This window comes from Pseudomonas sp. D4002, assembly GCF_013385665.1.
Classification (GTDB): domain Bacteria; phylum Pseudomonadota; class Gammaproteobacteria; order Pseudomonadales; family Pseudomonadaceae; genus Aquipseudomonas.
In genome coordinates, this window is the sequence record NZ_JACAPN010000047.1 from 119256 (window position 1) to 144946 (window position 25691).

Consider the following 25691-nt stretch of genomic DNA (forward strand, 5'->3'; position numbering starts at 1 on the left):
GTGACGGCGTAGATTTCTGACAGCGGTCAAACCCTGGAGCCTCTTGATGAAATCACCTGCACCCCGTGGCGCTCTCGTCGCCCTGTCACTGTCCATGTTGCTGGCGTCCTTGGGCACCAGCATCGCCAACGTCGGCCTGCCGAGCCTGGTGCAGGCGTTTGATGCATCGTTCCAGGCGGCGCAGTGGGTGGTGCTCGCCTACTTGCTGGCGATTACCGCGGTGATCGTCAGCGTCGGGCGACTGGGCGACCTGATGGGCCGCAGCCGCCTGCTCTTGGCCGGGTTGTTGCTTTTCACCGTTGCCTCGGCCCTGTGCGGCATGGCTCCGTCCCTCGGGCTGTTGATTGCGGCCCGCGCCCTGCAAGGCCTGGGCGCGGCGATCATGATGGCGATGACCATGGCGCTGGTGGGCGAGACCGTGGCCAAGGAACGCACCGGCCGCGCCATGGGGTTGCTGGGCACGATGTCGGCCATGGGTACCGCGCTGGGGCCAAGCCTTGGCGGGGTGTTGATCGCGGGGTTTGGCTGGCGCGCGCTGTTTTTCATCACCGTGCCGCTGGGTTTGCTGACATTTGCCCTCGCCCGGCGCTATCTGCGCGTCGACCGCCATGGGCTACAGCCCGCGCAATCCGGGTTCAGTTTCTTGTCGACTTTACGGGATTCAACGCTAAGCGCTGGCCTGGCCATGAGCGCGCTGGTATCGGCAGTGATGATGGCGACCTTGGTGGTCGGGCCCTTCTACCTGACCCACGGTGCAGGCCTCGACCCTGCCTGGATGGGCCTGACAATGGCAGTCGGGCCCTGCGTTTCGGCATTGACGGGCATCCCTGCGGGACGTTTGACCGACCGTTTCGGCTGCGGCCCGATGACCATCGCCGGGCTGCTGGCGATGCTGGCGGGGTGCCTGCTGCTCTCCCTGGCGCCGCTGAACCTTGGGGTTGCCGGGTACATCGCCCCGCTGATCATCCTCACCCTCGGCTACGCCCAGTTTCAAGCCGCCAACAACACCGCCGTGATGAGCGACGTACTGGCAGACCGCCGTGGCGTGATCGCCGGCTTGCTTAATCTGTCGCGCAATCTGGGCCTGATCGCCGGGGCTTCGGCCTTGGGCGCAGTGTTTTCGCAGGTTTCAGGTGACCTCTCCACGGCCACTCCCGGCGACGTGGGAAGTGGGATGCAAGCCACGTTCGGCGTGGCATTGGCACTGATTGGTGCAGGTCTTTTCCTGGCCCTGCGCACCCGCCTCGGCACCACAGCTGCCTTGACAAGGTAAAATCGTAACGACTATTGTCTGACAACCTGATTACCAAGGTTTTCCCATGCTTGAGCTCCAGCGCCCTGATTCGCTCGTTATGCGCGTTGTCAGCGCCATTCGTGCAGAAATCGACTCCGGCCAACTGGCGCCCGAAGCGCGCCTGCCCACCGAACAGCAACTGGCTGAACAACTCAATGTCAGCCGTTCGGTGGTGCGCGAAGCGATTGCCCAGCTCAAGGCCGATGGCGTACTGACTGCGCGGCGTGGCCTGGGCTCATTTATCTCGCAAACCCCGGCCGGCACCGTGTTCCGCTTCCCGGAAAAAAACGGTCGCCGCCCGGACCTGGCGCAAATGTTCGAAGTGCGCCTGTGGATCGAAACCCAGGCCGCCTCGATTGCCGCCCAACGCCGCGACGCCGCCGACCTGCAGCGCATGAAGACCGCCCTGCAGGAAATGCACGACAAACGCGCCGACTTCGACGCCGCCGCCCTGGCCGATGTGGAATTCCACCGCGCCATCGCCGAGGCCAGCAAGAACGACTATTTCGTGGCCTTCCATGACTTCCTCAGAAGCCAACTGGCCAGCGCCCGCAAGACCGCCTGGGAAAACTCCGCCACCCGCTTTGTCAGCGGCTCGGCCGATGCCACCCAGGAACACACCGCGCTCTACCAGGCCATCGTCGACGGTGATGCCCAAGGCGCCGCCGCCTGTGCCGAGGCTCACTTGCGCGCCGCAGCAAGGCGCCTGCATCTGGAACTGCCCGCTATCAATTAACCGATCCGAACCCTTTTAAAGCGTGCCGATGGCGCGCTGTTTTTTTAACAAAACCATTAGTCTGACAACCTGATAAGCAGACTGAAATGCGTAGGTACCCAAAACAATGATTTATGACTTTTGCATCATCGGCGGCGGCATCGTCGGTTTGGCCACCGCGATGGAGTTGCTCAAGCGCCAGCCCACCGCCTCGCTGGTGATCCTGGAGAAGGAAAGCCTGCTGGCCAAGCACCAGACCGGCCATAACAGCGGCGTGATCCATGCCGGCATCTACTACGCGCCGGGCAGCCTCAAGGCCGACTTGTGCAAACGCGGCGCCGAAGCCACGAAGCAGTTCTGCACCGAGCACGGGATCAAGTTCGAGGTGTGCGGCAAGTTGCTGGTGGCCTCGACTGATCTGGAAGTACAACGGATGGAAGCGCTGTACGCCCGCTCGCAGCTCAACGGCATGAAAGTCGAACGCCTGGACGCCGACCAGTTGCGCCAGCGCGAACCGAACATCGTCGGGCTGGGCGGGCTGTTTCTCGACGCCACCGGCATTGTCGATTACCGCGAAGTCTGCGAAACCATGGCCCGGGTAATTCGTCGCGCTGGCGGGGAAATCTGCCTGGAACGCACCGTCACTGCGATCGTCGAGGACACCGACAAAGTCACCGTCAGCACCCGGGGCGAAAGCTGGCAGGCCAGGCATCTGGTGGTGTGTGCAGGTTTGCAATCGGACCGCCTGGCCGTGATGGCCGGCGTCAAGATCGACCACCAGATCATCCCGTTCCGTGGCGAATACTTCCGCTTGCCGGAATCGAAGAACACCATCGTCAACCACCTGATCTACCCGATTCCCGACCCGGAGCTGCCCTTCCTCGGCGTGCACCTGACCCGCATGATCGACGGCAGCGTCACCGTTGGCCCGAATGCCGTACTCGGCCTGGGTCGCGAGAACTACCGCAAATTCTCGGTGAACTGGCGCGACGTGGCGCAGTACGCGAGCTTCCCGGGTTTCTGGAAAACCATCTGGCAGAACCTCGGTTCGGGCAGCGTCGAGATGAAGAACTCGCTGTTCAAGTCCGGCTACCTGGAGCAGTGCCGCAAGTACTGCCCATCGCTCAACATCGAAGACCTGCTGCCTTATGAAGCCGGCATCCGCGCCCAGGCCGTGATGCGCGACGGCACCCTGGTGCACGACTTCCTGTTCGCCCAGACCCCGCGAATGCTCCACGTGTGCAATGCGCCCTCACCCGCTGCCACCTCCGCGATTCCCATCGGCTCGATGATCGCCGACCGCATGTTCAAGCCCCACTGACGCACCGCACCACGCCTCACTTTGACAATAAATATAATGACTCATAAGGAAGTACAGAATGACGGCTACAGCCCGCACCCCGGACGTTGAAACCCCCGAGCAAACCAGGAAACGCCTGCGCAAAGTCGCGGCCGCGACGATCTTCGGTTCGATGCTGGAGTGGTATGACTTTTACCTGTACGCCACCATGGCGGCGATTGTGTTCTCGAAGATTTTCTTCGATAACAGCGACCCGAAAGCCGCTACGCTGATGGCGTTTTCCACCTTTGCCATCGGCTTCATCGCGCGCCCGTTCGGCGGCATTCTGTTTGGCTACCTGGGCGACAAGTTCGGGCGTAAACAAGTGCTGGTGCTGACCTTCTGCATGATGGGCGTGTGCACCACGTTGATCGGGCTGATCCCCAGCTACGCCTCCATCGGCATCTGGGCGCCGATCGTGCTGGTGTTTATCCGCATCATCCAGGGCCTGGGGGCCGGTGCCGAACTGTCCGGCGCGGCGGTTACCTCCTACGAGCACGCCTCAGAAGGCAAGCGCGGCAGCCAGGGTGCATGGCCGGCGCTCGGGCTGAACCTGGGCTTGCTGCTGTCTTCGCTGACCGTGTACCTGCTGACCATCAACGGCAATGAATTCCTGCTGGCCGGCGGCTGGCGGATTCCGTTCATTTGCAGCATCGCGCTGGTGGGTGTGGGCCTGTGGGTGCGCAACAGCATCCCGGAAACCCCGGAATTCAAGGAACTGAGCAAGGAAACCGCAAAGGCCAAGGCGTCGCCGCTCAAGGCGCTGTTCAAGAACGACCTCAAGGGCCTGGCCGTGGTGTTCTTCGTGGCGATTGGCTACAACGCGTTGAGCTACATCTTCAAGACCTTTTCCCTGGCTTACCTCACCCAGTTCAAGGGTGTCGATGTGCACGTCACGTCGCTGTCGGTGACCATTGCCAGCCTGATCGCCATCGTCGCCGTGCCATGCTTCGGCTGGTTGTGCGACAAGTGGAGCAGCAAGACCGTGCTGATGCTCGGCGGCCTGCTGTCGCTGCTGTTTGCCTACCCGTTCCTTGCGCTGCTCAATACCGGTGAAAGCCTGATGATCTACGTCGCCATTGGCGTGGGCACCGGCATCCTCGCGCCGATGATGTTTGCGCCGCAGGGTTCGTTCCTGAGCCGCCAGTTCCCGACCCAGACCCGCTCCTCGGGCTTTGGCACCGGGCGGGAAATCGGCACCGCGATCGCAGGTGGCCTGGCGCCATTAGGGGCGTTGTCGATGGTGGCGGCGTCGGCCACTCACTCCACTGATGGCGTTGTGATAATCCTCGCGATCTCGTCCCTGCTGGTGGTGGTGTTCGCCTTGTGCGATCAGGGCCGTAAACACTCGGCATTCAAGAACTGAGGCAAAAAGTTCGGACCAACGGGTGCATGGATGCCCCTTCATCGCGCATCATGGGCACTTTCAAGCTCAAGGGAAACGTCCATGCGCGTTCTGTCATTGATGATGGGTCTTACGACGCTGGCCGCCAGTCTGGTGTTTACCGCCCAGGCGCAGGCGGGTGAAGAAAGCCTGTTGGTCGACTCGATCAATCAATACCGCAGCCAGGTCCAGCGCTGCGGCAACCAGGGTTCCCAGGAATTGCCACCGCTGGCCAGCGACACGCGGCTGGTGTTGCCGGTCAACAGTGTCGGCGACTTGCAGCAGGCGCTGGCGCGAGCGGCGTACCCGATGGTCAACGTCCAGGCCATCAGCCTGTCCGGGCCCAGGAACGCCGAAGCCGCGATGAAAGCCGTGCGCGAAAGTTTTTGCCGGGTGGTGCTCGACCCGCAGTTCATTGATATCGGCGTGAGCAACAGCGGCCAGGACTGGCGCATCGTGCTGGCCCGCCCGCTGCTGACCAGCGGCCTGGGCGAGACCCAGACCGAAGGCAAGAAGGTGCTCGACCTGATCAACACCGCCCGCCAGCAACCACGCCAATGTGGCGCCCAGGCCTTTGCCGCCACCACACCCCTGAGCTGGAACGAAGCACTCGCCAACGCCGCCGCCGGCCACGCGCGCAACATGGCCAACGGCAACTTCTTCGATCACCTGGACCACGATGGCCGCACCCCGGGTGACCGGGCTGAACTGGCAGGCTACATCGGCCAGCAGATCGGCGAGAACATCGCCGCCGGCATGGACACCCCACGCAAGGTGGTCGACGGCTGGCTGGCCAGCCCCGGGCACTGTGCCAACCTGATGAACCCGCAGTTCCGCGAAATGGGCGCCGCCTACGCCATGGACCCGAAAAGTGATGCCGGCATCTACTGGACCGGTTTGTTTGGCGTGCAGCAGCAATAACGGTTTGTATCCCAACGTATCTTCCCGGCGAGGCGACACACTGCGAGGTGCAGGGCCCCGGCGATGACACATTGCGGATACGCCGGCGCGGTTTCCTGTGCACACCGGCCCACCCCGGGCCACTTGCGAGGAAACCGTCATGTCCCAGAACAGCACCGTGCTCTACACCGGCAGAACCCACACCACCGGCGGGCGTGAAGGCGCGTCCCACAGCGATGACCTGCACCTGGACATCAAGCTGTCGCCGCCCGGCTCCAAGGCGCCCGGCACCAACCCCGAGCAACTGTTTGGTGCCGGCTGGTCCGCCTGCTTTATCGGCGCAATGGGCAAAGCCGCACAAACCCTTCACATCCGCCTGCCCGCCGACACGGCGGTGAGTGCCGAAGTGGACCTGGTGAACAGCCCGGAAGATGGCTATTACCTACAGGCGCGCCTGCGGGTCAGCCTGCCGGGTATCGAACACTCGGCGGCGCAGGCACTGGTGGACCGTGCCCACCAGACGTGCCCGTATTCCAAGGCCACCCGCGGCAATATCGCGGTAACGATTACGGTGGCCTGAAGGGAGCTCAGCGAAGCATTATCCGGCCGAGACACTAAAGTGCCATCTAGTGGATAATCCCGCTGAACTGGCTGAGTCCCGGGATGTCTGTAGCTTGGCATCCCTACCTCAGCGAACCGTGGCAAGAAGGCGTTCACCGAATGACAAACTGGCTGCAAGGCGGCGGCGAAATGGCCGAACGGGTCCGGCATCACGACTGGGCCAATACGCCATTGGGGCCTTTGGAACACTGGCCGGACGTACTGAAGACCACCGTCGCCCTGTGCCTTGCCTCCAGTTTCCCCCAGGCGATCGTCTGGGGGCCTGCGCTGATCACGCTTTACAACGACGGGTTTATCCCGATTCTCGGCGACAAGCCTGATGCCCTCGGGCGGCCATTCAACGAGATCTGGCAGGAAGCCTGGCCCGAGATCAGTCCGATCGCGGATGCCGCCTTCGCGGGTGAAGCCACCTTTATCGAAAACTTCCCGCTGACGATCGAACGCGGCGGCGCGCCGGAGCAGGCGTACTTCACCTTCTGCTACAGCCCGATCCGCGACGTACAGGGCAAGGTGGTCGGCATGCTCGACACCGTGACCGAAACCACCGCCACCGTGGTTTTGTCCCAGCGCCTGGCCGAGCTGAATGCAAGCCTGGAGCAGCGCGTCACCGAAAGGACCACCCTGCTGACCCAGACCGAAGCCGCCTTGCGTCAATCGCAAAAGCTTGAAGCCATCGGCCAGTTGACCGGTGGCGTGGCCCACGACTTCAACAACCTGCTGACCATCATTCGCTCATCCGTCGACTTCCTGCGGATGCCGAGCCTGTCCGAAGAGCGTCGCCAGCGCTACATGAGCGCGGTCACCGACACCGTGGACCGGGCCGGCAAATTGACCAGCCAGTTGCTCGCATTTGCCCGGCGCCAGCCGCTGAACCCGGAAGTGTTCGATGCAGGCCTGCGGGTGAAAAACATCGGCGAGATGCTTGAGACGGTGACTGGCGCGCGGATTCATGTGCACGTCGAACTGCCCGGGCAGCCGTGCTACATCCGCGCCGACTCCAGCCAGTTTGAAACCGCCCTGATCAACATCGCCCTCAACGCCCGGGACGCGATGAACGGCCAGGGCAGCTTGACCCTGCGACTGGACGCCGATCAAGCACTGCCGAGCATCCGTGGTGACGCCGGTTCACGCCAGGCGTTCATCGCCATTTCACTCACCGACACCGGCAGCGGGATTCCCGGGGAGACGTTCGAGCGCATCTTCGAACCCTTCTTCACCACCAAGGAAGTCGGCAAGGGCACCGGCCTGGGACTGTCCCAGGTGTTCGGCTTCGCCAAGCAATCGGGCGGCAACGTCGATGTGGCCAGCCAGGTCGGCCAGGGCACGGTGTTTACCCTGTACTTGCCGCAAGTGGTACCTGAAGAGAGCTTCCAACGAGACACCCCGGACACCTGCGGGTTGATCACCGAATGCGCCCAGCGCCATATCCTGGTGGTGGAAGACAACCTGGAAGTGGGCCGCTTTGCCAATCAGATCCTCCAGGACCTCGGCTACCAGACCACCTGGGCAACCAATGCCGAACAGGCGCTGGAACTGGCCGGCGCAGACGCGTTGGGGTTCGATGCAGTGTTTTCCGATGTGGTGATGCCCGGCATCACCGGGGTGGCCCTGGCCAGGGAACTGCGACGCCGCCGGCCCGGCCTGCCGGTGGTACTGACCTCGGGCTACAGCGAGGAGCTGGCGGAAAGCGGCTATGAAGGCCTGGTGTTCCTGCCCAAGCCCTACTCGGCCGACCAGGTCTCACAGGTGCTGGCCAAGGCGCTGCTCAAGGGCTGAGGCCTATTCCGCGACGGCCACCTGGTTACGCCCGAGGGCCTTGGCGCGGTACAGCGCCTTGTCTGCGGTGTTCATCAGGCCGTGCAGGTCCTGGTCCACCGCGCGGGCCCAGGCCACGCCGAGGCTGGCGGTCAACCCCTGGACCGGCTCGCTGGTCAGCCCGGCGATGGCCTTGATCAACTGCTCGGCGATGTCCCGCCCGGTCTCCAGCGACGTATCCGGCAGCAACACCGCAAACTCCTCGCCCCCCAGCCGCCCGTACACATCGGCCTGGCGAAACGACGCGCTGATCACCCCGCCGATCTGGCGCAGCACCTGGTCCCCGGCCTGGTGGCCGTAGGTGTCATTGATGTCCTTGAAGTGGTCCATGTCCATCATCAGCGCGCACAACGGCTGCTGGTTATGCCGGCACTGTTCGTAGAGCAACTGCGCATGCTCGAAAAACGCCCGGCGGTTCATCAGGCCGGTGAGTTCGTCGGTTTGCGCGGCGCGGGCGGAGATGTTGTGGGCTCGTTCCATTTGCCGGGTCAGGCGAAAGGCTTTTTCCAGGGCATCCGACAGCTTGCGCGTGGCGCCACCGACAAACGAAGAGAACACCAGCACCGCCAGGGCCATGCCGACTTGCATCGACGACGGTTGAAACAGCAGCCACAGGGTGCACGGCAGCAGCACCAGGCCCATGGAGACCAGGGTCATGTAGCGATAGGCCGAATAACACGAGACTGCGCTGACCGACATGCCCACGGTGAACAACATCACCAGGGCCTGGGACAGGCGGTCGTCGGTGGGCATCAGGGCGAATGCGCCGATGCCCCAGACCCCGGCCGACAACATCAGCGTTACCCAGTAGCGCCGCTCCCAGCGCGCGGGGGTGCGTTCACTGTTGGGGCAGCGAAACCAGTCCATGAACATCCACACCCGCAGCAACGACGTCCCCGCCAATACCACCAGCCAGACCAGCATTACCCGGTGATCAAAACGTTCCCAGCACAGCCAGCACAGCATGGCGGCCGCCATATAACTGCCGAACACTGCAGAGAATGACTGGCGAAACAGCTGGTGCAATCGATCTGTTCGTACCTGCTCCTCGATGAAGCAATCCTGGTCCTGCCCACGCCCAAGGCCATTCATTTGGTCCGCCTGATCTTACTGCCGCGACAAAGTGCCATTGTGGCATCCTGCCAGTAGCCCTAACAACTGAATCAAGCGTGCTAGAGCGCCGAAAGCAGGATAAATATAGGTGAACACCTTCTCGCTCGCTCCAAGGATCAGAATCCACCCATGAATACCCACCCGATTACCACCGAACGCCTGATTCTCAGGCCCGCAGCGGCCGACGATGTGGCCAGTGTATTTGCCATTTATGGCGATCCCGAGACCAACCGCTACAACCCGGCGGGCCCCTTGACGGACCTGGGCCAAGCCGAGGCCGCCCTGGCTCGCTGGCTGCTGCACTGGACAGAACATGGTTTCGGCCAATGGGCGATTGCCACACAAGAGGCGCCGGACCGCGTGATCGGCTTTGGTGGCATCACCTTGTACCCCTACAACGACGTTGAGCGGATCAACCTGGGCTACCGCTTTGCGGTCAGCGCCTGGGGCCAGGGCTTTGCAACCGAGATTGCCAGGGCGGCGTTGCAGTTTGCCTTTGTCGAACTGGACCAGCCGCAGGTGTACGGCGTGGTGCGTCCGGCGCATACAGCGTCGATCAAGGTGCTGGAGAAAATCGGCATGCAGTACATCGATGAGCTGGACGATGTACCCGGTCAGGCGCCGAGCCTGGTGTATGTGGCCCGGCGGGCCCTCTGACCTTTGTATCGCAGTGTGTCCAAACACCGCTGCGATACAAAACCTTTAACCCACGGGTTTTCTCGAAACAGACGGGATACACAACTACGTTCAACTGTGAGCCAGGCACACCACCCGCCGCCGGAGACTCACCATGCACACACAGTTGAACACCCCACCCCGCCGCCTGATGGGCGCGTCGCTGCTGGCCTTTGCGCTGTTGCAGTTCGGTGCCCTCGGCGTCGCCAGTGCACAGGACGCGCAAGCACCTGCGGCTGCCAGCGCAACTGCCCACAGCGCGCTCGGCCCGTTGAAGCATGTGAAAGCCGGCTTGCTGGATGTGGCCTACGCCGAAGTCGGCCCGGCCGATGGCCCGGTGGTGATCCTGCTGCATGGCTGGCCCTACGACATTGACAGCTACTCCGAGGTAGCGCCGCTGCTGGCTGCCCAGGGCTACCGGGTGCTGGTGCCTTACGCCCGCGGCTATGGCGATACCCATTTCCTGTCGGCAAAGACCCTGCGCAACGGCCAGCCGGCCGCCCTCGCCGTCGACCTGATCGACTTCATGGACGCGCTGAAGATCAAGCAGGCCGTGCTCGGCGGCTATGACTGGGGGGCGCGCACCGCCGACATCGTCTCGGCGTTGTGGCCTGAGCGGGTCAAGGCGCTGGTATCGGTCAGCGGCTACCTGATCGGCAACCAGGCCGCGGGCAAGAACCCATTGCCGCCCAAGGCCGAGTTGCAATGGTGGTACCAGTTCTACTTCGCCACCGATCGCGGCGCCGCCGGCTATGCGAAAAACACCCACGACTTCGCCAAGTTGATCTGGCAGATCGCCTCGCCAAAATGGGCATTCGACGACGCCACCTTCGACCGCAGCGCCAAAGGCCTGGACAACCCCGACCACGTCGCCGTATCGATCTTCAACTACCGCTGGCGCCTGGGGCTGGTGCAGGGCGAGAAAAAATACGCTGCGCTGGAACAGAAACTGGCCACTGCACCCTCCATCAACGTACCCACCATCACCATGGAAGGCGACGCCAACGGCGCGCCGCACCCGGCCGCAGAGGACTATGCCAAACGCTTTACCGGCAAGTACGAATACCGGCTGATCAGCGGCGGCATCGGCCACAACCTGCCGCAGGAAGCACCGCAAGCCTTTGCCAAGGCTGTGATCGATGCGGACCACCTGTGATGAAGCGCCTGCATCTTGCTGCACTCGTCGCTGCAACAGCTGCCGTGGTGGCCACCGCTACCGGGTTCGCCTTTGGCGGCCCGGCTACCAGCGAGCCTTCGCCGATCTACGGCGTGACCATTCCCGACGGCTACCGTCAATGGGAGCTGATCGCGCCGGCCCAGGAAGCCGACCCGCTGAATGAACTGCGGGTGGTGCTGGGCAATAAAGTGGCGCTCAAGGCGTACCGCGACGGCACGCTGCCCTTCCCCGACGGCACCGTGCTGGCGAAACTGGCCTGGAAGCACGTGCAATCGCCCGAGTTCAAGACCGCGTCGATTCCCGGCGCGGCGACCACCGTGCAGTTCATGGTCAAGGACTCGAAGAAATACGCAGCGACCGGAGGCTGGGGCTTTGGACGGTTCATCAATGGCAAGCCGGTGGACCAGGCGCAGCATGAGACGTGCTTTGCCTGCCATCAGGCGCTGGTGAAGAACCACGATTATGTGTTCACCCGGCTGGCGCCTTAGCGCAATAGCCCTTTTCAACAACAAACGCCGTGGCGCTCACGCCCGGCTTCAGGCCCAACTCGGCCACCGCGTCGCGGGTCACGATGGAAAACACCTTCGAACCGCCCGCCAACTGCTCGCCGCCGGGCAGGGTCAACACCACTTCGGCATTGACCGCGCCGTGCTGGCCCTGGCTGACCTGGCCTTTGAATACGTTGCGTGCACTGACTTTCATGGAAACGGTTCTTGTCTTGACTTGTAGGTTGGGAATTGCCGCGCATGGTTAAACGTTGCCTTGTGTAAAAACAACTGTAGCGCCCTGCTCTGGCTGGAACCCCACGCCAATAAAGAAGGCCGCCCAATGGGCGGCCTTCATCTGGAGCAGTTACCGACGACTGATTAAAACAGCGCGTAGGTGTAGTTGAAGATCAGGCGGGTCTGATCCTGGTCGGCGGTGCCGGTGTTATGGCCGTGGTAGCTGCCGGTACGGAACGTAGTACCGAAGCCTTTCAGCGGGCCTTCCTGCACGACGTAATCAAGACGGAAATCGGTTTCGCGTTCCGACTGATCGCTGCCACCGGCAACCTTGGCCTTGATGTCGCTGCCGTTCAGGTAGGCAATCGAGGCTTTCAGGCCCGGCACCAGGGTTCTGAAGTCATACAGGTACTGACCGAAATTGACCTGCTCGCCCGCACGGGAGAACTGGCCAACCACCGCGTCGGTGAACAGGTAGAAGTCGGAGCCGGCCGCGCCTTGGGCGGTTGGATCGGCGATGCTGCCCTGGTTGACCCAGACGAAGCCACCGTCATCACTCACGCCGATATGGCCGAGCATCAACTGGCTGCCGCCCAACTGATAGGTGAAGGCAGCACTGTAGGTTTTGTTGTCGACTTCACCGGCGTGCTTGGCATAGCCGCCGTTGTTGTTGAACGCATAGCCGGCCGAACCGTTTTTGCCGTCGCTGGTGCTGTCGAAATAACGCAGGTCGGTCTTGAACGACTGGTCATTGCCCAACGGCAATACGTGGACCAGGCCGAAATAGTTCTGTTTGTAGAAGTCTTCCAGGTTGGCGTAGTAGTACTGCAACGTCAGGTTTTTAGCGATGACGTTGTCAGAAGAACCAAACGGCTGGTAGTCGACACCACCGAAACGGAAGCTGTCGCTGTCGCGAGTGGCACCGGCCACGCTCAAGCCCGTGGAGTTGCTCGATGCACGACCTTCAGCCTTGTTCAGCTCGCCACCGGTGAAGGTGACGTTGGGAATGTCCTTGGAAGTCAGGATGCCGCCGTCAAAGGTCTGCGGCGCGGCACGGCTGTCGTTGGACACCAGGATCGGCAGGATCGGGGCCAGGCCACCGCCCACGTGCAATTCTGTCTGGGAAATACGGAATTTAACGTTGCCGGCTGCGCGACCGAAGCTGTCAGCAGGCTCGGTGCCGTTGTTCTTCACCGGGAAGAAGCTGTTGCCGTTACCCGACAGGCCATTGCCCGCTGCGTGGCCATCGCCACCGTCCAGACGCAACGCGCCGAAAGCCATCACGTCGAAACCTACGCCGACGGTGCCCTGGGTGTAACCGGATTTATAGTCGAAACGCAGTACTTGAGCCGCTTCCCGCAGATCGTTCGCCGTGCCGGAGTGAACGTCGGCGTTGTAGTACATGGTGCGCGAACTGATCGAAGAATGACTGTCTTCGAGGAAGCCGCTATGGCCGTCACCCGTGCCGAGTGAGCCAAGACCAAAGCCGTCTGCGCTGGCGTGTTGTGCAAGGACAGCCGCCGTGATGGCCAACGCTAATGTAGAGAGTTTCATTTACTGCGCCCCTGTGAACATTATTTTTTTACTGTCCTTCGAGCGAATACCGTTGCGGCCCTGCAAACGCTGCGGATTGTGGCATGGGGCCGATGGCGCAGAATGTGAAATTTTTGTCATGTACCGATGAAAAAACCGTCATGAAAAGGCCGTACAAGCCGGCCTTTTTCGAGGGTTGAATGGCCTGCGGTTGTACGACAACCGCTACTGCGCCGTGCGCTGATCAGGCTGGAGTCGGTGGCGAAAATGCGAGAAATGGTAGGCAACCGCCAGCCACATAAACCATGCAGGCATCACGCAAAGGGCCAGGCGGGTATCTGGGCGAAGTGCCAGCAGGCAAAGTACGAACGCCATGAAGCCAAGTGAAACCCACGCCAACGGCACGCCACCGGGCATTTTGTAGAGGGATTTTTCATGTAGCTCAGGGCACTTTTTCCGATAGGCGATGTAGGACGCCAGGATGGTCGACCAGGTAAAGATCACCAGGATCGCCGAAACAGTGGAGACGATGGTAAAGGCCGTCATCACTTCCGGGACTATAAACAGCAGCAACAAGCCCAGCAGCATCAGGAAGGTGGTAAACGCCAGGCTGATAAACGGCACGCTGTTTTTCGACAGTCGTCGGAATATCCCGGGTGCGTCTCCCAGGTCCGCCAGGCCGAACAACATGCGACTCGCCGAAAACACCCCGCTGTTGGCTGAAGAAGCCGCTGAGGTCAGCACCACGAAATTCACAATCCCGGCGGCGGCGGGAAAGCCGGCCACCAGGAACAGCTCGACAAAGGGGCTCTTGCTGGGCGACACCTGCTCCCAGGATGTCACCGCAATGATGCAGGCCAAGGCCAGCACGTAGAACAGGATGATCCGCAGCGGAATCGAGTTGATTGCCTTGGGCAGCGTCTTCTCCGGCGAACGGGTTTCGGCCGCCGCCGTGCCGATCAACTCGGTACCGGCAAACGAGAAGATCGCCATCTGGAACCCGGCAAAGAAGCCGAACACGCCATTGGGAAACGCCGCCTGTTTATCCAGCAAATGATTCAGGGAAGCCGTGACGCCGGTGGGCGACACAAACGAGCTGGCAATCAACACCACGCTCACACTGATCAGGGTCACCACGGCGATGATCTTGATGATCGCAAACCAGAACTCCACCTCGCCGAACAGCCGCACCGTCAGCACATTCAAGGCAAACAGGGTCAGCAGCATTGCAATCGCCGGTATCCAGGCCGGCACGTGCGGGAACCAGTACTGGAAAAAGCCCCCGACCACCACCGCATCCCCCACCACCGCCACGCTCCAGCTCAGCCAATACGACCAGCCAAGAAAAAACGCCGCACGCGGCCCCAGGTAGGCACCGGCAAAGTCGGCGAAGCTCTTGAAGTTCAGGTTGGACAGCAGCAGCTCACCCATGGCGCGCATCACGAAATACACAAACAGCCCGATGATCATGTAGATCAGGATGATCGAGGTGCCGGACAGCGCGATGATCTTGCCCGAGCCCATGAACAGGCCGGTGCCGATCGCACCGCCCATGGCCATCAGTTGGATATGGCGGTTGTTGAGGGTGCGTTGCAAAGCGGGCTTTTCAATCAGCCCGGGCACGGTTGTTTTCATCACAAAACCTCTTGTTATGTTTTTGAGTTTTGGCAGAAAAAAGTCAGGCGTTGTTTATTGTTGGAATGGCATCGGGGTCAGGCGTGTTTGTTCTCGAAACCGTGCAGCACGTTGACCGCGTTGATGCCGATTTCATCGACCATGTAGCCGCCTTCCATCACAAACAGCGTGGGCACGCCGACGCTGGCGATGATCTCGCCGATGCCGAGGAAGTCGCGGCTTTCCAGCAGGAAATGACTGATGGGATCGTCCTTGAAGGTGTCGACGCCGAGGGAAATCACCAGCACTTGCGGCGAGAACGTTCTGAGTTGATTGCAGGCGTCGAGCAACGCTTCTTTGTAGGTGCTCCAACCGGTGTTTTTCGCCAGCGGGTAATTCAGGTTGAACCCCTCGCCCGCCGCGGCACCGCGCTCGGCACTGAAGCCCGAATAGTAGGGATACGACACGGACGGATCGCCATGCAGCGAGACGAACATCACGTCATTGCGGTTGTAGAAGATGTTCTGCGTGCCGTTGCCGTGGTGGAAATCCACGTCCAGCACCGCGACCCGTTTGGCGCCTTGGGTGATCGCCTGTTGCGCGGCAATGGCTGCGTTATTCAGGTAGCAATAACCGCCCATGTATTCCCGTGCCGCATGGTGGCCCGGTGGCCGGCACAGGGCGAAGGCGCTGTTGTGGCCTTCATCAATCAATGCCAGGCCGGTGAGCGCGATATCGGCGCTGGTCTTCACCGCTTCCCAGGTGGTGCTGGTGATCGGTGAACCGGCATCCATCGCGAAAAACCCGAGCTTTCCGTCGATGAATTCCGGCACCTGCTCATTGGCCAGGTCCCGCACCGGCCACACCAGCGGCAAGGCGTCATGGGCACGGCCAATCGCCGTCCATTCGGCCCAGGCGGTTTCCAGGAAGGACACGTAGCGTTCGCTGTGGGCATTGACGTAACAGGCCCGGTCGAACGTGCGCGGCACGATGATATCGCCCAGCCCAACGTGCTTGACCCGATCACGCACCGTGTCGGCGCGGCTGGGTTGTTCGAAGGACGGCTTGAGCACGCCATCCTTGAGTTCGGTGCCATGGTGCAAACGATGAGAGTCGCTGAAAACAGTCAACATGAAAGACATCCACCCGTGAAAGACAGGTGATTATTTTGTTCTGGCTGCGGTGGGCTTTCTTTGCTTTTACGTGCGCCGATGCTAGCGTAATCGGGAATTTTTACCCCAAAGAGCCGCCATGAAGAAAAATAAAACCAGACAGGTCGCACTTGACGACACCGATCTCGCCATCCTCGCCTTGCTGCAGGAAGACGCGAGTATTTCCAACGCCGAACTCAGCGAGCGGCTGTCACTGAGCCTCACTCCATGCTGGCGACGGCGCAAGCGGCTGGAGGAAGAAGGCGTGATCAAGGACTACCAGGCCAACCTCGATCGCAAGATGCTGGGCCTGGAGATCATGGCGTTTGTGCATGTGCGGTTTGCCGTGCATTCCGACCATACGCCGGAAGATTTTGAGGCGGTGATCAAGGAACTGGCGCAGGTGCAGGCGTGCCACAAGATCACCGGGGATGCGGATTATCTGCTGCAGGTGTTGGCGGAGGATCTGGATGCGTACAGCGATTTTGTGGAGAGCGTGTTGCGGCGGCAGTTGGGGATTGCGTCGATTCAGTCGAGCCTGGCGTTAAGGGAGGTGAAGGCGACAAGTCGGGTGGCCATTCCGGGGCGGGTGGGGAAGTGATCCGATGCAAATACCATTGTGGCGAGGGAGCTTGCTCCCGTTGGACTGCGTAGCGGTCCTTTCTTTGGACGCGCTTAGCACCCCGGCAGGAGCAAGCTCCCTCGCTACAGGTCAAGCCATATCCCTGTAGTGTTTCCAACAAACAGCCGAAATCTGCCTTTACATGTAGCATTTACTACCAATACACTCATTCTCGCCAAGCCGTAGCAAAAACAACAAGGCGAGATATGACCAACCTACGTGACAAACTCACCGACGCCGCACTCAGCCCTACGCCTTCCGAGCGCAAGGTGATCCGTGCCCTCCTCGACCACTATCCACGCAGCGGCCTCGGTTCCATGGCGCGCCTGGCCGAACACGCCGGGGTCAGCGACCCGACCATCATGCGGTTGGTGAAGAAGCTCGGCTTCGGTGGCTATGCCGAATTCCAGCACGCCTTGCTCAGCGAAATGGACCACCGCCTGCGGTCCCCAATCACCCTGCTGCAACCCCGGGCGCACTCGTCCCAGGATGACGCCTGGGCCACTTACCTGCACGACTGCAACCGCGCCCTTCAGGAAACCCAGGCCCTGACCCAACCCGAAGACGTGCGCGTACTCACCGAATGGCTGCTGGATACCAAACACCAGGTGTTCTGCTTCGGCGGCCGGCTCAGCAGTTTTCTCGCGGGCTACCTGGTGAATCACTTGCGCCTGTTGCGTCCGGGCTGTCATTCCCTGGAAGACAACGCCCAGTTACCCGACCGAATCCATGACATCCAGCGCCAGGACCTGGTGCTGCTGTTCGACTACCGCCGCTACCAGACCCAGGCCTTGCGCGTGGCAACCGCCGCCAAGGCGCGGGGCGCGCGGGTGGTGTTGTTCACCGACATTTATGCCTCGCCGCTGCGGGAATTGGCCGACTTGATCATCAGCTCCCCAGTGGAATCGGTGTCGGCCTTTGACACGATGGTGCCCGCCCTCGCGCAGGTAGAAGCCCTGATCGCCACCCTCACACAACACAGCAATGGCCTGGATGCCCGCCTGGAAGGGATCGATGCCCTTCGCACGGAATTCGCCGCTCACCTTTTGGAGGAAAAATAACAATGTTCACGCTCCCCCATCATTCGCCCCGCGATCTTCCGTTCACCGCGGGCAACACCGCCTTGCTGCTGGTGGACATGCAACGTGCCTGGCTCGACCCGGCACTCGACCCGCATTTGCAGGGCCCGCACGCAGCATATTTCCTGGGTCGTGCTCGGGAAACGGTGATCCCCAATCAAGTCCGGCTGTTGAATGCGGTGCGCGAAGCCCGGCAAAACGTGCTGCACACCATCATCGAAAGCCTCACGGCGGATGGCCGCGATCGCTCGCTGGATCACAAGCTGTCGGACATGCATTTGCCCAAGGGCAGCTACCAGGCCGGCGTGATTGACGAGTTGACGCCCATTGAAAATGAAATCGTGCTGCCCAAGACGTCGTCCGGGGTCTTCAACTCCACCAACATCGATTACGTGCTGCGCAATCTGGAAACCCGGCACCTGATCATCGCCGGCATCGTTACCGACCAGTGCGTCGACATGGCCGTGCGTGACGCCGCAGACCGTGGCTATCTGGTGACCCTGATCGAAGATGCCTGCGCCACTTACACCTTCGAACGGCATCACGCATGCCTCGAGGCGATCAAGGGTTATTGCTGGATCACCGACACCCAAACCGTGATCAACCGTTTGCAGGAGTTGCGCCCGTGAGCCTGATCCAGCCAACGGCAATGACCACTATCGTCACCACCGACCTGATTGGTGTGACTCGCGGACGTTCGTTTCCCACGGACGAGCTTGAGAGTTATCAGCAAGCCGGTGTGGGTTGGGTGCCGGCCAACAGTGCGCTGACGCCTCAGGACCGGGTGGCGGAGAATAATCCCTGGGGCTCCTGCGGCGATTTGCGCCTGATCCCGGACATGAATACCCGCGTGCAGGTGCCCAACGGCCCGGACGCCAATGCGCCGGGCCTGGATTTTATCCACGCCGATATCTGCGAAACCGACGGCCAGCCCTGGGCGGTCTGCCCGCGCACGATGTTGCGCAACGAGATCCAGCGTTATCGCGACGAGCTGGGGCTTGAGGTGACTGCCGCGTTCGAACATGAGTTCAACCTCGGCTACAAGGCCCCTGACAACGCTCACCATGCCTTCTCGCTTTCCGCCCAGCATCACGCCGCGTCTTTCGGCGGCTGGCTGTTGAGCGCGCTGAAGGCGGCCGGCGTCGAACCGGAGATGTTTTTGCCGGAGTATGGCAAGGCGCAATACGAAGTCACCTGCCGTCCCACTCAAGGTGTGGCCGCAGCCGATCGCGCGGTGAATGTGCGGGAGATCACCCGTGAAATCGCGCGCCAGATGGGCCTGGATATCAGCTTCTCGCCCAAGCTCGAAGCCGATGGCGTGAGCAACGGCGTGCACCTGCATATCAGCTTGCAGGATCCAGCCGGAAACGCGGTGATGTACGACGCGCAAAGCAGCAACGGGCTGTCCGAAAAAGGCCGGCAGTGGGCGGCGGGCGTGTTGAAATTCCTGCCCGCGTTATGCGCCTTCAGCGCGCCCACGCCGATTTCCTACCTGCGCTTGAAGCCTCATCACTGGAGTGCGTCCTACGCCAACCTGGGCCAGCGCAATCGCGAAGCGTCACTGCGGATTTGCCCGACCATCACCATCGGCGGCAAGTCCCCGGCCAGGCAATACAACCTGGAGTTCCGCCCGCTGGACGCAACCGCCTCACCGCACCTGAGCATGGCCGCCGTGCTGATTGCCGGCCGCCTGGGCCTCCAGCAAAAGCTCACGCTGGACAGTTCCTCCGATGAAGACCCGGAGTCCATGAGCGATGAACAACGCCAGGCGCGGCATATCCTCGCCCTGCCCGACACCCTAGAAGACGCCCTCGCCAGCCTGCGCAACAACCCGCAGTTGCTGGACCAATTGCCGCCACTGCTGATGGATGCCTACTTCGCCCTGAAAGCCGAAGAGCTCAAATCCACCGAGAAACTGACGCCTGCCGAACTCTGTGATCACTATGCCCGCCTTTACTGATTCCCCCGAACACGGCCTGTTCAAGAAACCGGTATACCGGGTCAGCCGGCAAGAGTCCGAGCACCCGGTGATTCTGGTTTGCGAACATGCCAGTTCCTACATCCCCACGGAACTGAACGCCCTGGGCCTGAACGATGAAGCGGCAAAGGAGCATATCGCCTGGGACATCGGTGCGCTGAAACTGGCGGAACGACTCTCGAGGGCCCTGGATGCCACGTTGATCTCGGCCGCCTATTCGCGCTTGCTGATCGACCTCAATCGCCCGCTGGAAGCCCCCGACAGCATTCCGCCACGCAGCGAAATCTACGACGTGCCAGGCAACCGGGAACTTCCTGACATCGTTCGCCAGTATCGCCAGGAGCGCTTGTTCACACCCTTTCACCAGCGCTTGAGCGCCCTGATCGATGCGCGACTGGCGCAAGGTCGCGAAGTGCGCATCGTGGCCGTCCACAGCTTCACCCCGATTTACCACGGCCAACCCCGCCCGCTCGAGGCCGGCGTGTTGTTTGCCGGCGCCGCCGCCTATGCCGAAGGGATTCTGCAAGGGTTGGCCGCCCAGGGCTTGAACGTTGCCGCCAACCAGCCTTACGAAGTGGATGTGCTCGGTGACATGACCGTGCCGTTCCACGGTGATCAGCGCGGCATTGAGGCCGTGCTGCTGGAGGTCAGGAACGACCTGCTGCGAACGCCCCATGCGCTGCAGTCATGGGCGGACTATCTGGCTCCACTGCTGTAGCTGCTGTTGGCTGGACCGGTCTTACAACTATAAAAAAACCGCCTGGGCGTCTTTTAACCTGCCGGGTTCAAGAACATGTTCGGCCGCTTTGGCGGCTGCGCATTCGCCTTACTTCATACGGAAGTACCCCATCATGGCAATTGAAGAGTTTGGCTATAAACAAGAACTGAAGCGCAGCCTGTCCCTTACGGACCTGGTGATCTACGGGATGATCTTCATGATCCCCATCGCGCCCTTTGGCGTGTATGGCTATGTGAACAGCGAAGCGCCCGGCATGGTACCGCTGGCCTATATCGTCGGCATGGTGGCAATGCTGTTTACCGCGTTGAGCTACGGCAGCATGGCGCGGGCGTTCCCGATTGCCGGCTCGGTGTATTCCTACGCCCAGCGCGGGCTGAATCCAGGTGTCGGGTTTATTGCCGGTTGGCTGCTGTTGCTCGATTACCTGCTGATCCCGCCGTTGCTGTATATCTATGCCGCGATTGCGCTGAACCACTTGTACCCCGAGATTCCGAAGACCGCATTTATCCTGGCGTTCCTGGTCAGTGCCACCCTGGTCAACCTGCGCGGTATGACGTTTACCGCGCGCATGAACATCGTGTTCCTGCTGGCGCAACTGGTGGTGCTGGGGATTTTCCTAGTGTGTGCCTGGAAGGCTCTGCACGGGGGTGCCGGCAACGGCCACCTGACGCTGGCGCCGCTGTACAACCCCACAGGATTCAACTTTGGGTTGCTGATGCAGGGCGTTTCAATCGCGGTGCTGTCGTTCCTGGGCTTTGACGCGATTTCCACCCTGGCGGAAGAAACCAGAGGCGATGCCGGGCGCAGTGTGGGCCGGGCCGCGCTGATCAGTTTGCTGGTGATGGGCGCGATTTTCGTGGCGCAAACCTGGCTGGCAACCGACCTTGCGGCAGGCATGGGCTTCACGTCCGCCGACTCGGCTTTTTACGAAATTGCAGCCATTGCCGGCGGCAGCTGGCTGGCTTCGCTGACGGCGATTGCCACGGCGTTGGCGTGGGGTGTGGCGGTGTCCATCACCTCGCAGGCAGCAGTGTCGCGACTGCTGTTCGGCATGGCCCGGGATGGCAAGCTTCCGGGAATCCTGGCCAGGGTCCATCCGAAATACAGCACGCCATACCTGAGCATTTACCTGGTGGGCGTGCTGTCGCTGGTCATCTGCTACTTCTTCATCGACACCGTGGACACCCTCACCTCACTGGTGAATTTCGGCGCCCTGAGCGGCTTCATGATCCTGCACATCACCGTGATCAACTACTACTGGCGGCGCATGCAGTCGCGCAATGTGTGGCGGCACCTGATCACGCCGGTGCTGGGCTTTGTGATCACCTTCGCGATCATGTTCAACATGGGACTGCAGGCACAGAAGCTCGGGATTGCCTGGGTCGTGATCGGGCTGGTCTACCTGCGGTTCCTCAGCCGCAAGGGCGCGAGCCTGGTGCTGTCCAAGGACATCTGACGGCTAGCGCAGTGACTGCTGCAGAAACTCACTGATCAAGCTGAGTACCTGCTGCTGGATCTGCGGCTTGGGACGAGCACCCTTGGCATCCAGGCAAATGAAGCCTTCGCCGGGGTCGCTCTGTTCAATCCGCTCCACCGCGCCCGGCTTGCAGATGGGCAGGAAGCTGAAGTGCGTGGCGTCGCTGATTTCCACGTAGCGCGAAGTCTTCTGCGGCAGGCGCTTGGCCAAGTCGGCCGACTCGAGTGCGGCGGGCAATTCCGGCGATGGCGTGCCCGCCGCAATCACCAGCGTGGGGCGGTTCAGCGCCGCGAGGCTGGCATCGCTGAAGCCGCGGGCGAATCCCAGGTCCAGGGAAACAATGGCCGCCACGCGCGGGTCGCTCAAGTCACCGGCCAGTCGCTGCCTCGCCTGCTCGGTGCGACCAACCTCAAGTTGTTCGTAGGCCTTGCAAGGGGCAATTTCCGGATGCAACTTGCAGTCCTCGGTAAAGCGCTGCGGATCAAAGCGGGCACCGCCGACTTCGAGTGCGGTCCAGCCACCGAGGGAGTGGCCGACGACGGCGATCTTGCGTTGGGCCACCGCGCCGAAGCGTTTCGGCTGGGCAATCACGGCATCAATCACCCGATGGATATCCAGGGGCCGTTTCCACAGCTCGGAAGCGGCCGGCTGTGTGCGGTCCTTGCTGGTGGTGCCGGGGTGGTTGGGCGAGGCGACGATATAACCCTGACCGGCCAACGCGCTGGCGAGCCAGGATTGGTTGATCCAGTTGCCAAAGATGCCGTGGGAGATCACCACCAACGGACGCTCACCGGCAGCCGGCGCGGCGTCCTTCAAGGCCGGCGCGCCGACAAACACCGGATTGTCAGCAATCAGTTCTGGTGTGCCGGAAGCATGGGTCGGGTACCACACCGCCACCTGCAACGGCCTGCCGTGCTCCGCGTCGGGAATCACTATTTCCTGGAACCCGGTCCTCATCTCACTGGCCTGAGCCAGCCCGGTGACAACCATCAACAACAGAGCAGCACACAGCGTTTTCATCCTTGAGTTCCCTAAGTGGCTAAGCGCCATATTCTGGCATGCCCGTCATGGGAAAGCAGGTGGGAAATCAATGCGCGTATAAATCATCAGGCTATGGCAACTATCCGAATGGTACGTCTACCATGTAGTCACACTCCTTTCAGATAGCCCCCAATGATCAAAGCCAGCCTGCGTAGTCACCTGACCCTCTGGTTTGCCGGTTTGTCGCTGCTCACCCTGGTGAGCGTAGGGTTCTACGTTGGGCACATCGCTACCGAGCAACTGAAACTGGCCAGTGGCAATGCCTTGTTGAGCACTGCCCGCTCCACCGCCGCGCTACTGGCGGTGCAGCTGCGTGAACGCCAGCTCGAAGTGTCGCTGCTCAGCCGCGCACCGCTGTTCAGACGGGGCAACCTGGACGATCCGGACATACTGACCTCCATGGAACAACGCACCCAGTCCCGCGCCGAGTACGCGTGGATGGGCGTCGCCGACACAGACGGGCGTGTGCGCCAGGCGGTGAATGGGCTGCTGGTCAACCAATCCGTAACGGCACGGCCGTGGTTCCAGGCCGGTTTGCAGGGCAACTACACCGGCGATCCCCACGAGGCGGTATTGCTTGCCAAGCTGCTGCCGGGCTCCAACGGTGAGCCCTGGCGCTTCATCGACTTTGCCGCACCGATTCGCAATGCCGGGGGCCAGGTGATCGGCGTACTGGGGGCTCACGCCCACTGGACGTGGGTGACACAAATTGTCGAAGCGGCCAAAGGCAATACGCCGGACATCGAGGCGCTGATCATCGACAACGACGGCAAGGTGCTCTACCCGGAACAACTGGCCGGCCAGCAACTGCCCCAGGACCGCCTGGCCAATGACACCGGCTGGTCGGTCGACAACGGCTACGTGACCAGCGCCGTGGCGGTGCCCAGCCCGTCGAATTCCAGCCTGACCTGGTACATCGTGATGCGCCAGCCGCTGGAAATCGCCCTGCACCCTGCCCGCGTATTGCTCTACAAACTGCTGCTGTTGGGCGTCATTGCCGCGGTGATTTTCGGCTTCGTGGCGTATTACCTGGCGTCGTACCTCAGCCGGCCCATCGAAGAACTCGCGCGTTCAGCCAAGCAGGTCCAAAACCAACAGCCTGGCGCGTATTTCCCTCAAGACCATTTCGTACTGGAAATCGCCCAGCTCGGGCGCTCCATCAAGGGCATGACCCAATCGCTGCTTGGCAAAGAGCGCGAACTGCAGGACACCAATGCGTCCCTGGAAGCCACCGTCGCCCAGCGTACTGCCGCCCTCACCCAGGCCAATGCCGAGCTGTTGAACCTGGCCAGCCATGACGCCCTGACCGGCGTCTACAACCGTCGGCGCTTCGATGAAAAACTGGCGGAGTACAGCCTGCTGTTCCAGCGCAGCGGGCGCGCATTTGCCTTGCTGCTGATCGACGTTGATCATTTCAAGCGGATCAACGATACCCATGGGCATGCCGTCGGGGACGATGTACTGCGCCAGCTCGCGCAGTTGATTCAGGACGCCACCCGCGCCACTGACTTCGTCGCCCGTTACGGCGGTGAAGAGTTTGCGGTGCTGTTGCCGGAAATCGAAGCGCCGGACAGCCCGGATGTGGTGGCCGAGAAGATTCGCGCGGCAATTGCCGGAGCGCATTTCGAGACCGTTGGGCAGGTCACGGTGAGTATTGGCGTCGGGCTCGTTGAAGCTTCGGACAGCGACACCACAGTGCTGATCAAGCGTGCGGATCAGCAGTTGTATCGGGCCAAGTCGTCGGGGCGTAATCGCGTGGCGTGACGGTGTAGTGCGTCATGAGCCTTTCCAGAAAGCCACAACGCTCTTGATTAAATATCGACAGCCGCGCGCCCATGACCGTAACCTGCCCCACGAACAATGAATACAACGTATGCAGGTCATCAATGGCTGAGGTGCTGGACCGTTTCGACCAATGGCTGGCTCGGTTCGGCAAGCGTTACGTTCATCTGGACTCGGGAGATGACGATTTCCAGGGCTTTATCATCGATGCTGAACAGGTCGCGGCAACCATCGAACTGGCGCGTGTCGCCGGTATCAATGCCAGTCTTGAGAGTTTCTGATTTCAGGTAAATATCCATGTCCATCACCGATAACCTGCTCGCCTTTACCTTCGCCGCCACGTTGCTCACGTTGACGCCCGGACTGGACACGGCCCTGGTATTGCGCACTGCAACGGTGGAGGGCAAGCAACAAGCCTTGCGCGCCACCCTGGGCATCAATGCCGGCTGCCTGCTGTGGGGTGCAGCGGTGGCCTTTGGGCTGGGCGCGTTGATTGCCGTGTCCGAGGTGGCCTTCAACGTCTTGAAGTACTGCGGCGCGGCTTACCTGGCGTGGCTGGGCTTGAACATGCTGGTGCGCCCGCGCAGTTCGCTGGCGTCCGTCGAGGCCGATGGAAAACCCGGTGCCAACTGGTTCCTGAAAGGCATGATGGGCAACGTGCTCAACCCCAAGATCGGGATTTTCTACGTGTCTTTCCTGCCGCAGTTCATTCCCCAGGGGCATCCGCTGGTGGCGTGGACGTTCGGGCTGGTGAGCATCCACGTGGTGATCAGCCTGGCCTGGTCACTGATACTGATCGGTGCCACGCAGCCATTGGCCGGCATGCTGCGGCGTGAAAAGGTGATCAAGTGGATGGACCGCACCACCGGCATGATATTCGTGCTGTTCGCGGCCCGGCTGGCCTTCAGCAAGCGCTGAAG

Annotated in this window: 25 protein-coding genes; 19 read left to right on the forward strand and 6 right to left on the reverse strand. The window is 61.5% G+C overall.

What is annotated here, in order from left to right; genetic code table 11:
- The first annotated feature begins 46 nt into the window (after positions 1–46).
- From HX824_RS28955 to HX824_RS28985, 7 genes are all read left to right on the forward strand, one after another.
- Entirely contained in the window at positions 47–1273 is a 1227-nt protein-coding gene (locus HX824_RS28955; RefSeq protein WP_177055751.1) for an MFS transporter, read from the forward strand.
- A gap of 46 nt (positions 1274–1319) precedes the next feature.
- Positions 1320–2030: a FadR/GntR family transcriptional regulator gene (locus tag HX824_RS28960; protein WP_008436372.1), complete on the forward strand. Its 711-nt coding sequence runs from the start codon at positions 1320–1322 to the stop codon at positions 2028–2030.
- Between the two features lie 106 nt (positions 2031–2136).
- Positions 2137–3330, forward strand: coding sequence for an L-2-hydroxyglutarate oxidase (lhgO, locus tag HX824_RS28965; RefSeq protein WP_177050575.1), 1194 nt, complete (start codon positions 2137–2139; stop codon positions 3328–3330).
- A gap of 58 nt (positions 3331–3388) precedes the next feature.
- On the forward strand, positions 3389–4714 hold the full coding sequence (locus tag HX824_RS28970) for an MFS transporter (RefSeq protein ID WP_008436370.1): 1326 nt from the start codon (positions 3389–3391) through the stop codon (positions 4712–4714).
- Between the two features lie 81 nt (positions 4715–4795).
- Positions 4796–5653, forward strand: coding sequence for a CAP domain-containing protein (locus HX824_RS28975; protein ID WP_003215212.1), 858 nt, complete (start codon positions 4796–4798; stop codon positions 5651–5653).
- Positions 5654–5792: 139 nt separating this feature from the next.
- Positions 5793–6212 carry an organic hydroperoxide resistance protein gene (locus tag HX824_RS28980; protein ID WP_087695064.1) on the forward strand — a complete coding sequence of 140 codons (420 nt, stop codon included), beginning with the start codon at positions 5793–5795 and terminating at the stop codon, positions 6210–6212.
- Positions 6213–6352: 140 nt separating this feature from the next.
- On the forward strand, positions 6353–8029 hold the full coding sequence (locus HX824_RS28985) for an ATP-binding protein (RefSeq protein ID WP_177055752.1): 1677 nt from the start codon (positions 6353–6355) through the stop codon (positions 8027–8029).
- 3 nt (positions 8030–8032) lie between these two features.
- Here HX824_RS28985 and HX824_RS28990 read toward each other — a convergent pair whose 3' ends face one another.
- On the reverse strand, positions 8033–9160 hold the full coding sequence (locus HX824_RS28990; RefSeq protein WP_032899500.1) for a sensor domain-containing diguanylate cyclase: 1128 nt from the start codon (positions 9158–9160) through the stop codon (positions 8033–8035).
- Positions 9161–9310: 150 nt separating this feature from the next.
- On the opposite strand from HX824_RS28990, the gene HX824_RS28995 reads away from it, so the two are divergent.
- The 3 genes from HX824_RS28995 (at position 9311) to HX824_RS29005 (ending at position 11521) form a co-directional block, all read left to right on the forward strand.
- Entirely contained in the window at positions 9311–9838 is a 528-nt protein-coding gene (locus HX824_RS28995; RefSeq protein ID WP_008436356.1) for a GNAT family N-acetyltransferase, read from the forward strand.
- A gap of 133 nt (positions 9839–9971) precedes the next feature.
- Positions 9972–11012 carry an alpha/beta fold hydrolase gene (locus HX824_RS29000; RefSeq protein WP_003215199.1) on the forward strand — a complete coding sequence of 347 codons (1041 nt, stop codon included), beginning with the start codon at positions 9972–9974 and terminating at the stop codon, positions 11010–11012.
- Complete coding sequence (locus HX824_RS29005; protein WP_003215197.1) at positions 11012–11521, forward strand: cytochrome P460 family protein; 510 nt, start codon at positions 11012–11014, stop codon at positions 11519–11521. The genes HX824_RS29000 and HX824_RS29005 overlap by 1 nt, the downstream gene beginning before the upstream one ends.
- On the opposite strand, the gene HX824_RS29010 is transcribed toward HX824_RS29005, so the two are convergent.
- The 4 genes from HX824_RS29010 to HX824_RS29025 form a co-directional block, all read right to left on the reverse strand.
- Complete coding sequence (locus HX824_RS29010; RefSeq protein WP_177055753.1) at positions 11502–11735, reverse strand: molybdopterin-binding protein; 234 nt, start codon at positions 11733–11735, stop codon at positions 11502–11504. The two genes, HX824_RS29005 and HX824_RS29010, sit on opposite strands and share 20 nt — an antisense overlap.
- Before the next feature lie 164 nt (positions 11736–11899).
- Entirely contained in the window at positions 11900–13309 is a 1410-nt protein-coding gene (locus tag HX824_RS29015) for an OprD family outer membrane porin (RefSeq protein ID WP_023658889.1), read from the reverse strand.
- A gap of 204 nt (positions 13310–13513) precedes the next feature.
- Positions 13514–14923 (reverse strand): amino acid permease, encoded by a 1410-nt coding sequence (locus HX824_RS29020; RefSeq protein ID WP_003215190.1) that lies wholly within the window; start codon positions 14921–14923, stop codon positions 13514–13516.
- Positions 14924–15000: 77 nt separating this feature from the next.
- Positions 15001–16035, reverse strand: a complete 1035-nt coding sequence (locus HX824_RS29025; RefSeq protein WP_003215188.1) for a histone deacetylase family protein — start codon at positions 16033–16035, stop codon at positions 15001–15003.
- 118 nt (positions 16036–16153) lie between these two features.
- Between HX824_RS29025 and HX824_RS29030 the strand changes: the two genes are divergently transcribed.
- From HX824_RS29030 to HX824_RS29055, 6 genes are all read left to right on the forward strand, one after another.
- Positions 16154–16654: an Lrp/AsnC family transcriptional regulator gene (locus tag HX824_RS29030; RefSeq protein ID WP_003215186.1), complete on the forward strand. Its 501-nt coding sequence runs from the start codon at positions 16154–16156 to the stop codon at positions 16652–16654.
- Between the two features lie 227 nt (positions 16655–16881).
- Positions 16882–17736: a MurR/RpiR family transcriptional regulator gene (locus HX824_RS29035; protein ID WP_177055754.1), complete on the forward strand. Its 855-nt coding sequence runs from the start codon at positions 16882–16884 to the stop codon at positions 17734–17736.
- 2 nt (positions 17737–17738) lie between these two features.
- Complete coding sequence (locus HX824_RS29040) at positions 17739–18383, forward strand: isochorismatase family cysteine hydrolase (protein ID WP_003215182.1); 645 nt, start codon at positions 17739–17741, stop codon at positions 18381–18383.
- Positions 18380–19714 carry a glutamine synthetase gene (locus HX824_RS29045; protein WP_371319424.1) on the forward strand — a complete coding sequence of 445 codons (1335 nt, stop codon included), beginning with the start codon at positions 18380–18382 and terminating at the stop codon, positions 19712–19714. Before HX824_RS29040 ends, HX824_RS29045 begins: the two co-directional genes overlap by 4 nt.
- Complete coding sequence (locus tag HX824_RS29050) at positions 19698–20450, forward strand: N-formylglutamate amidohydrolase (RefSeq protein WP_003215178.1); 753 nt, start codon at positions 19698–19700, stop codon at positions 20448–20450. Before HX824_RS29045 ends, HX824_RS29050 begins: the two co-directional genes overlap by 17 nt.
- A gap of 133 nt (positions 20451–20583) precedes the next feature.
- The gene (locus HX824_RS29055; protein ID WP_102604926.1) at positions 20584–21927 is read left to right on the forward strand and encodes an APC family permease; all 1344 of its coding nucleotides are present in this window, start codon (positions 20584–20586) and stop codon (positions 21925–21927) included.
- A 3-nt stretch (positions 21928–21930) separates the two neighbouring features.
- Here the strand turns inward: HX824_RS29055 and HX824_RS29060 are convergent, their stop codons facing one another.
- The gene (locus HX824_RS29060) at positions 21931–22968 is read right to left on the reverse strand and encodes an alpha/beta fold hydrolase (RefSeq protein ID WP_177055755.1); all 1038 of its coding nucleotides are present in this window, start codon (positions 22966–22968) and stop codon (positions 21931–21933) included.
- A 153-nt stretch (positions 22969–23121) separates the two neighbouring features.
- Between HX824_RS29060 and HX824_RS29065 the strand changes: the two genes are divergently transcribed.
- The 3 genes from HX824_RS29065 (at position 23122) to HX824_RS29075 (ending at position 25689) form a co-directional block, all read left to right on the forward strand.
- A complete protein-coding gene (locus HX824_RS29065) occupies positions 23122–24753 on the forward strand; it encodes a sensor domain-containing diguanylate cyclase (protein WP_177055756.1) in 1632 nt (543 codons plus the stop codon).
- A gap of 122 nt (positions 24754–24875) precedes the next feature.
- Positions 24876–25052 (forward strand): hypothetical protein, encoded by a 177-nt coding sequence (locus tag HX824_RS32465; protein WP_177019804.1) that lies wholly within the window; start codon positions 24876–24878, stop codon positions 25050–25052.
- Between the two features lie 16 nt (positions 25053–25068).
- Positions 25069–25689, forward strand: coding sequence for a LysE family translocator (locus tag HX824_RS29075; protein ID WP_087695055.1), 621 nt, complete (start codon positions 25069–25071; stop codon positions 25687–25689).
- Positions 25690–25691 lie beyond the last annotated feature (2 nt).

What these genes read in the sequence shown, in the direction of transcription:
- HX824_RS29005 (WP_003215197.1), top strand. Translation starts at nt 11,012, where the DNA reads ATGAAGCGCCTGCATCTTGCTGCACTCGTCGCTGCAACAGCTGCCGTG.
- HX824_RS28955 (WP_177055751.1), top strand. Translation starts at nt 47, where the DNA reads ATGAAATCACCTGCACCCCGTGGCGCTCTCGTCGCCCTGTCACTGTCC.
- HX824_RS29000 (WP_003215199.1), top strand. Translation starts at nt 9,972, where the DNA reads ATGCACACACAGTTGAACACCCCACCCCGCCGCCTGATGGGCGCGTCG.
- HX824_RS29025 (WP_003215188.1), bottom strand. Translation starts at nt 16,035, where the DNA reads ATGTTGACTGTTTTCAGCGACTCTCATCGTTTGCACCATGGCACCGAA.
- HX824_RS29040 (WP_003215182.1), top strand. Translation starts at nt 17,739, where the DNA reads ATGTTCACGCTCCCCCATCATTCGCCCCGCGATCTTCCGTTCACCGCG.
- HX824_RS29030 (WP_003215186.1), top strand. Translation starts at nt 16,154, where the DNA reads ATGAAGAAAAATAAAACCAGACAGGTCGCACTTGACGACACCGATCTC.
- HX824_RS28995 (WP_008436356.1), top strand. Translation starts at nt 9,311, where the DNA reads ATGAATACCCACCCGATTACCACCGAACGCCTGATTCTCAGGCCCGCA.
- HX824_RS29050 (WP_003215178.1), top strand. Translation starts at nt 19,698, where the DNA reads ATGCCCGCCTTTACTGATTCCCCCGAACACGGCCTGTTCAAGAAACCG.
- lhgO (WP_177050575.1), top strand. Translation starts at nt 2,137, where the DNA reads ATGATTTATGACTTTTGCATCATCGGCGGCGGCATCGTCGGTTTGGCC.
- HX824_RS29015 (WP_023658889.1), bottom strand. Translation starts at nt 13,309, where the DNA reads ATGAAACTCTCTACATTAGCGTTGGCCATCACGGCGGCTGTCCTTGCA.
- HX824_RS29010 (WP_177055753.1), bottom strand. Translation starts at nt 11,735, where the DNA reads ATGAAAGTCAGTGCACGCAACGTATTCAAAGGCCAGGTCAGCCAGGGC.
- HX824_RS32465 (WP_177019804.1), top strand. Translation starts at nt 24,876, where the DNA reads ATGGCTGAGGTGCTGGACCGTTTCGACCAATGGCTGGCTCGGTTCGGC.
- HX824_RS29075 (WP_087695055.1), top strand. Translation starts at nt 25,069, where the DNA reads ATGTCCATCACCGATAACCTGCTCGCCTTTACCTTCGCCGCCACGTTG.
- HX824_RS28975 (WP_003215212.1), top strand. Translation starts at nt 4,796, where the DNA reads ATGCGCGTTCTGTCATTGATGATGGGTCTTACGACGCTGGCCGCCAGT.
- HX824_RS28970 (WP_008436370.1), top strand. Translation starts at nt 3,389, where the DNA reads ATGACGGCTACAGCCCGCACCCCGGACGTTGAAACCCCCGAGCAAACC.
- HX824_RS29065 (WP_177055756.1), top strand. Translation starts at nt 23,122, where the DNA reads ATGATCAAAGCCAGCCTGCGTAGTCACCTGACCCTCTGGTTTGCCGGT.
- HX824_RS29055 (WP_102604926.1), top strand. Translation starts at nt 20,584, where the DNA reads ATGGCAATTGAAGAGTTTGGCTATAAACAAGAACTGAAGCGCAGCCTG.
- HX824_RS28985 (WP_177055752.1), top strand. Translation starts at nt 6,353, where the DNA reads ATGACAAACTGGCTGCAAGGCGGCGGCGAAATGGCCGAACGGGTCCGG.
- HX824_RS28960 (WP_008436372.1), top strand. Translation starts at nt 1,320, where the DNA reads ATGCTTGAGCTCCAGCGCCCTGATTCGCTCGTTATGCGCGTTGTCAGC.
- HX824_RS28980 (WP_087695064.1), top strand. Translation starts at nt 5,793, where the DNA reads ATGTCCCAGAACAGCACCGTGCTCTACACCGGCAGAACCCACACCACC.
- HX824_RS28990 (WP_032899500.1), bottom strand. Translation starts at nt 9,160, where the DNA reads ATGAATGGCCTTGGGCGTGGGCAGGACCAGGATTGCTTCATCGAGGAG.
- HX824_RS29035 (WP_177055754.1), top strand. Translation starts at nt 16,882, where the DNA reads ATGACCAACCTACGTGACAAACTCACCGACGCCGCACTCAGCCCTACG.
- HX824_RS29020 (WP_003215190.1), bottom strand. Translation starts at nt 14,923, where the DNA reads ATGAAAACAACCGTGCCCGGGCTGATTGAAAAGCCCGCTTTGCAACGC.
- HX824_RS29060 (WP_177055755.1), bottom strand. Translation starts at nt 22,968, where the DNA reads ATGAAAACGCTGTGTGCTGCTCTGTTGTTGATGGTTGTCACCGGGCTG.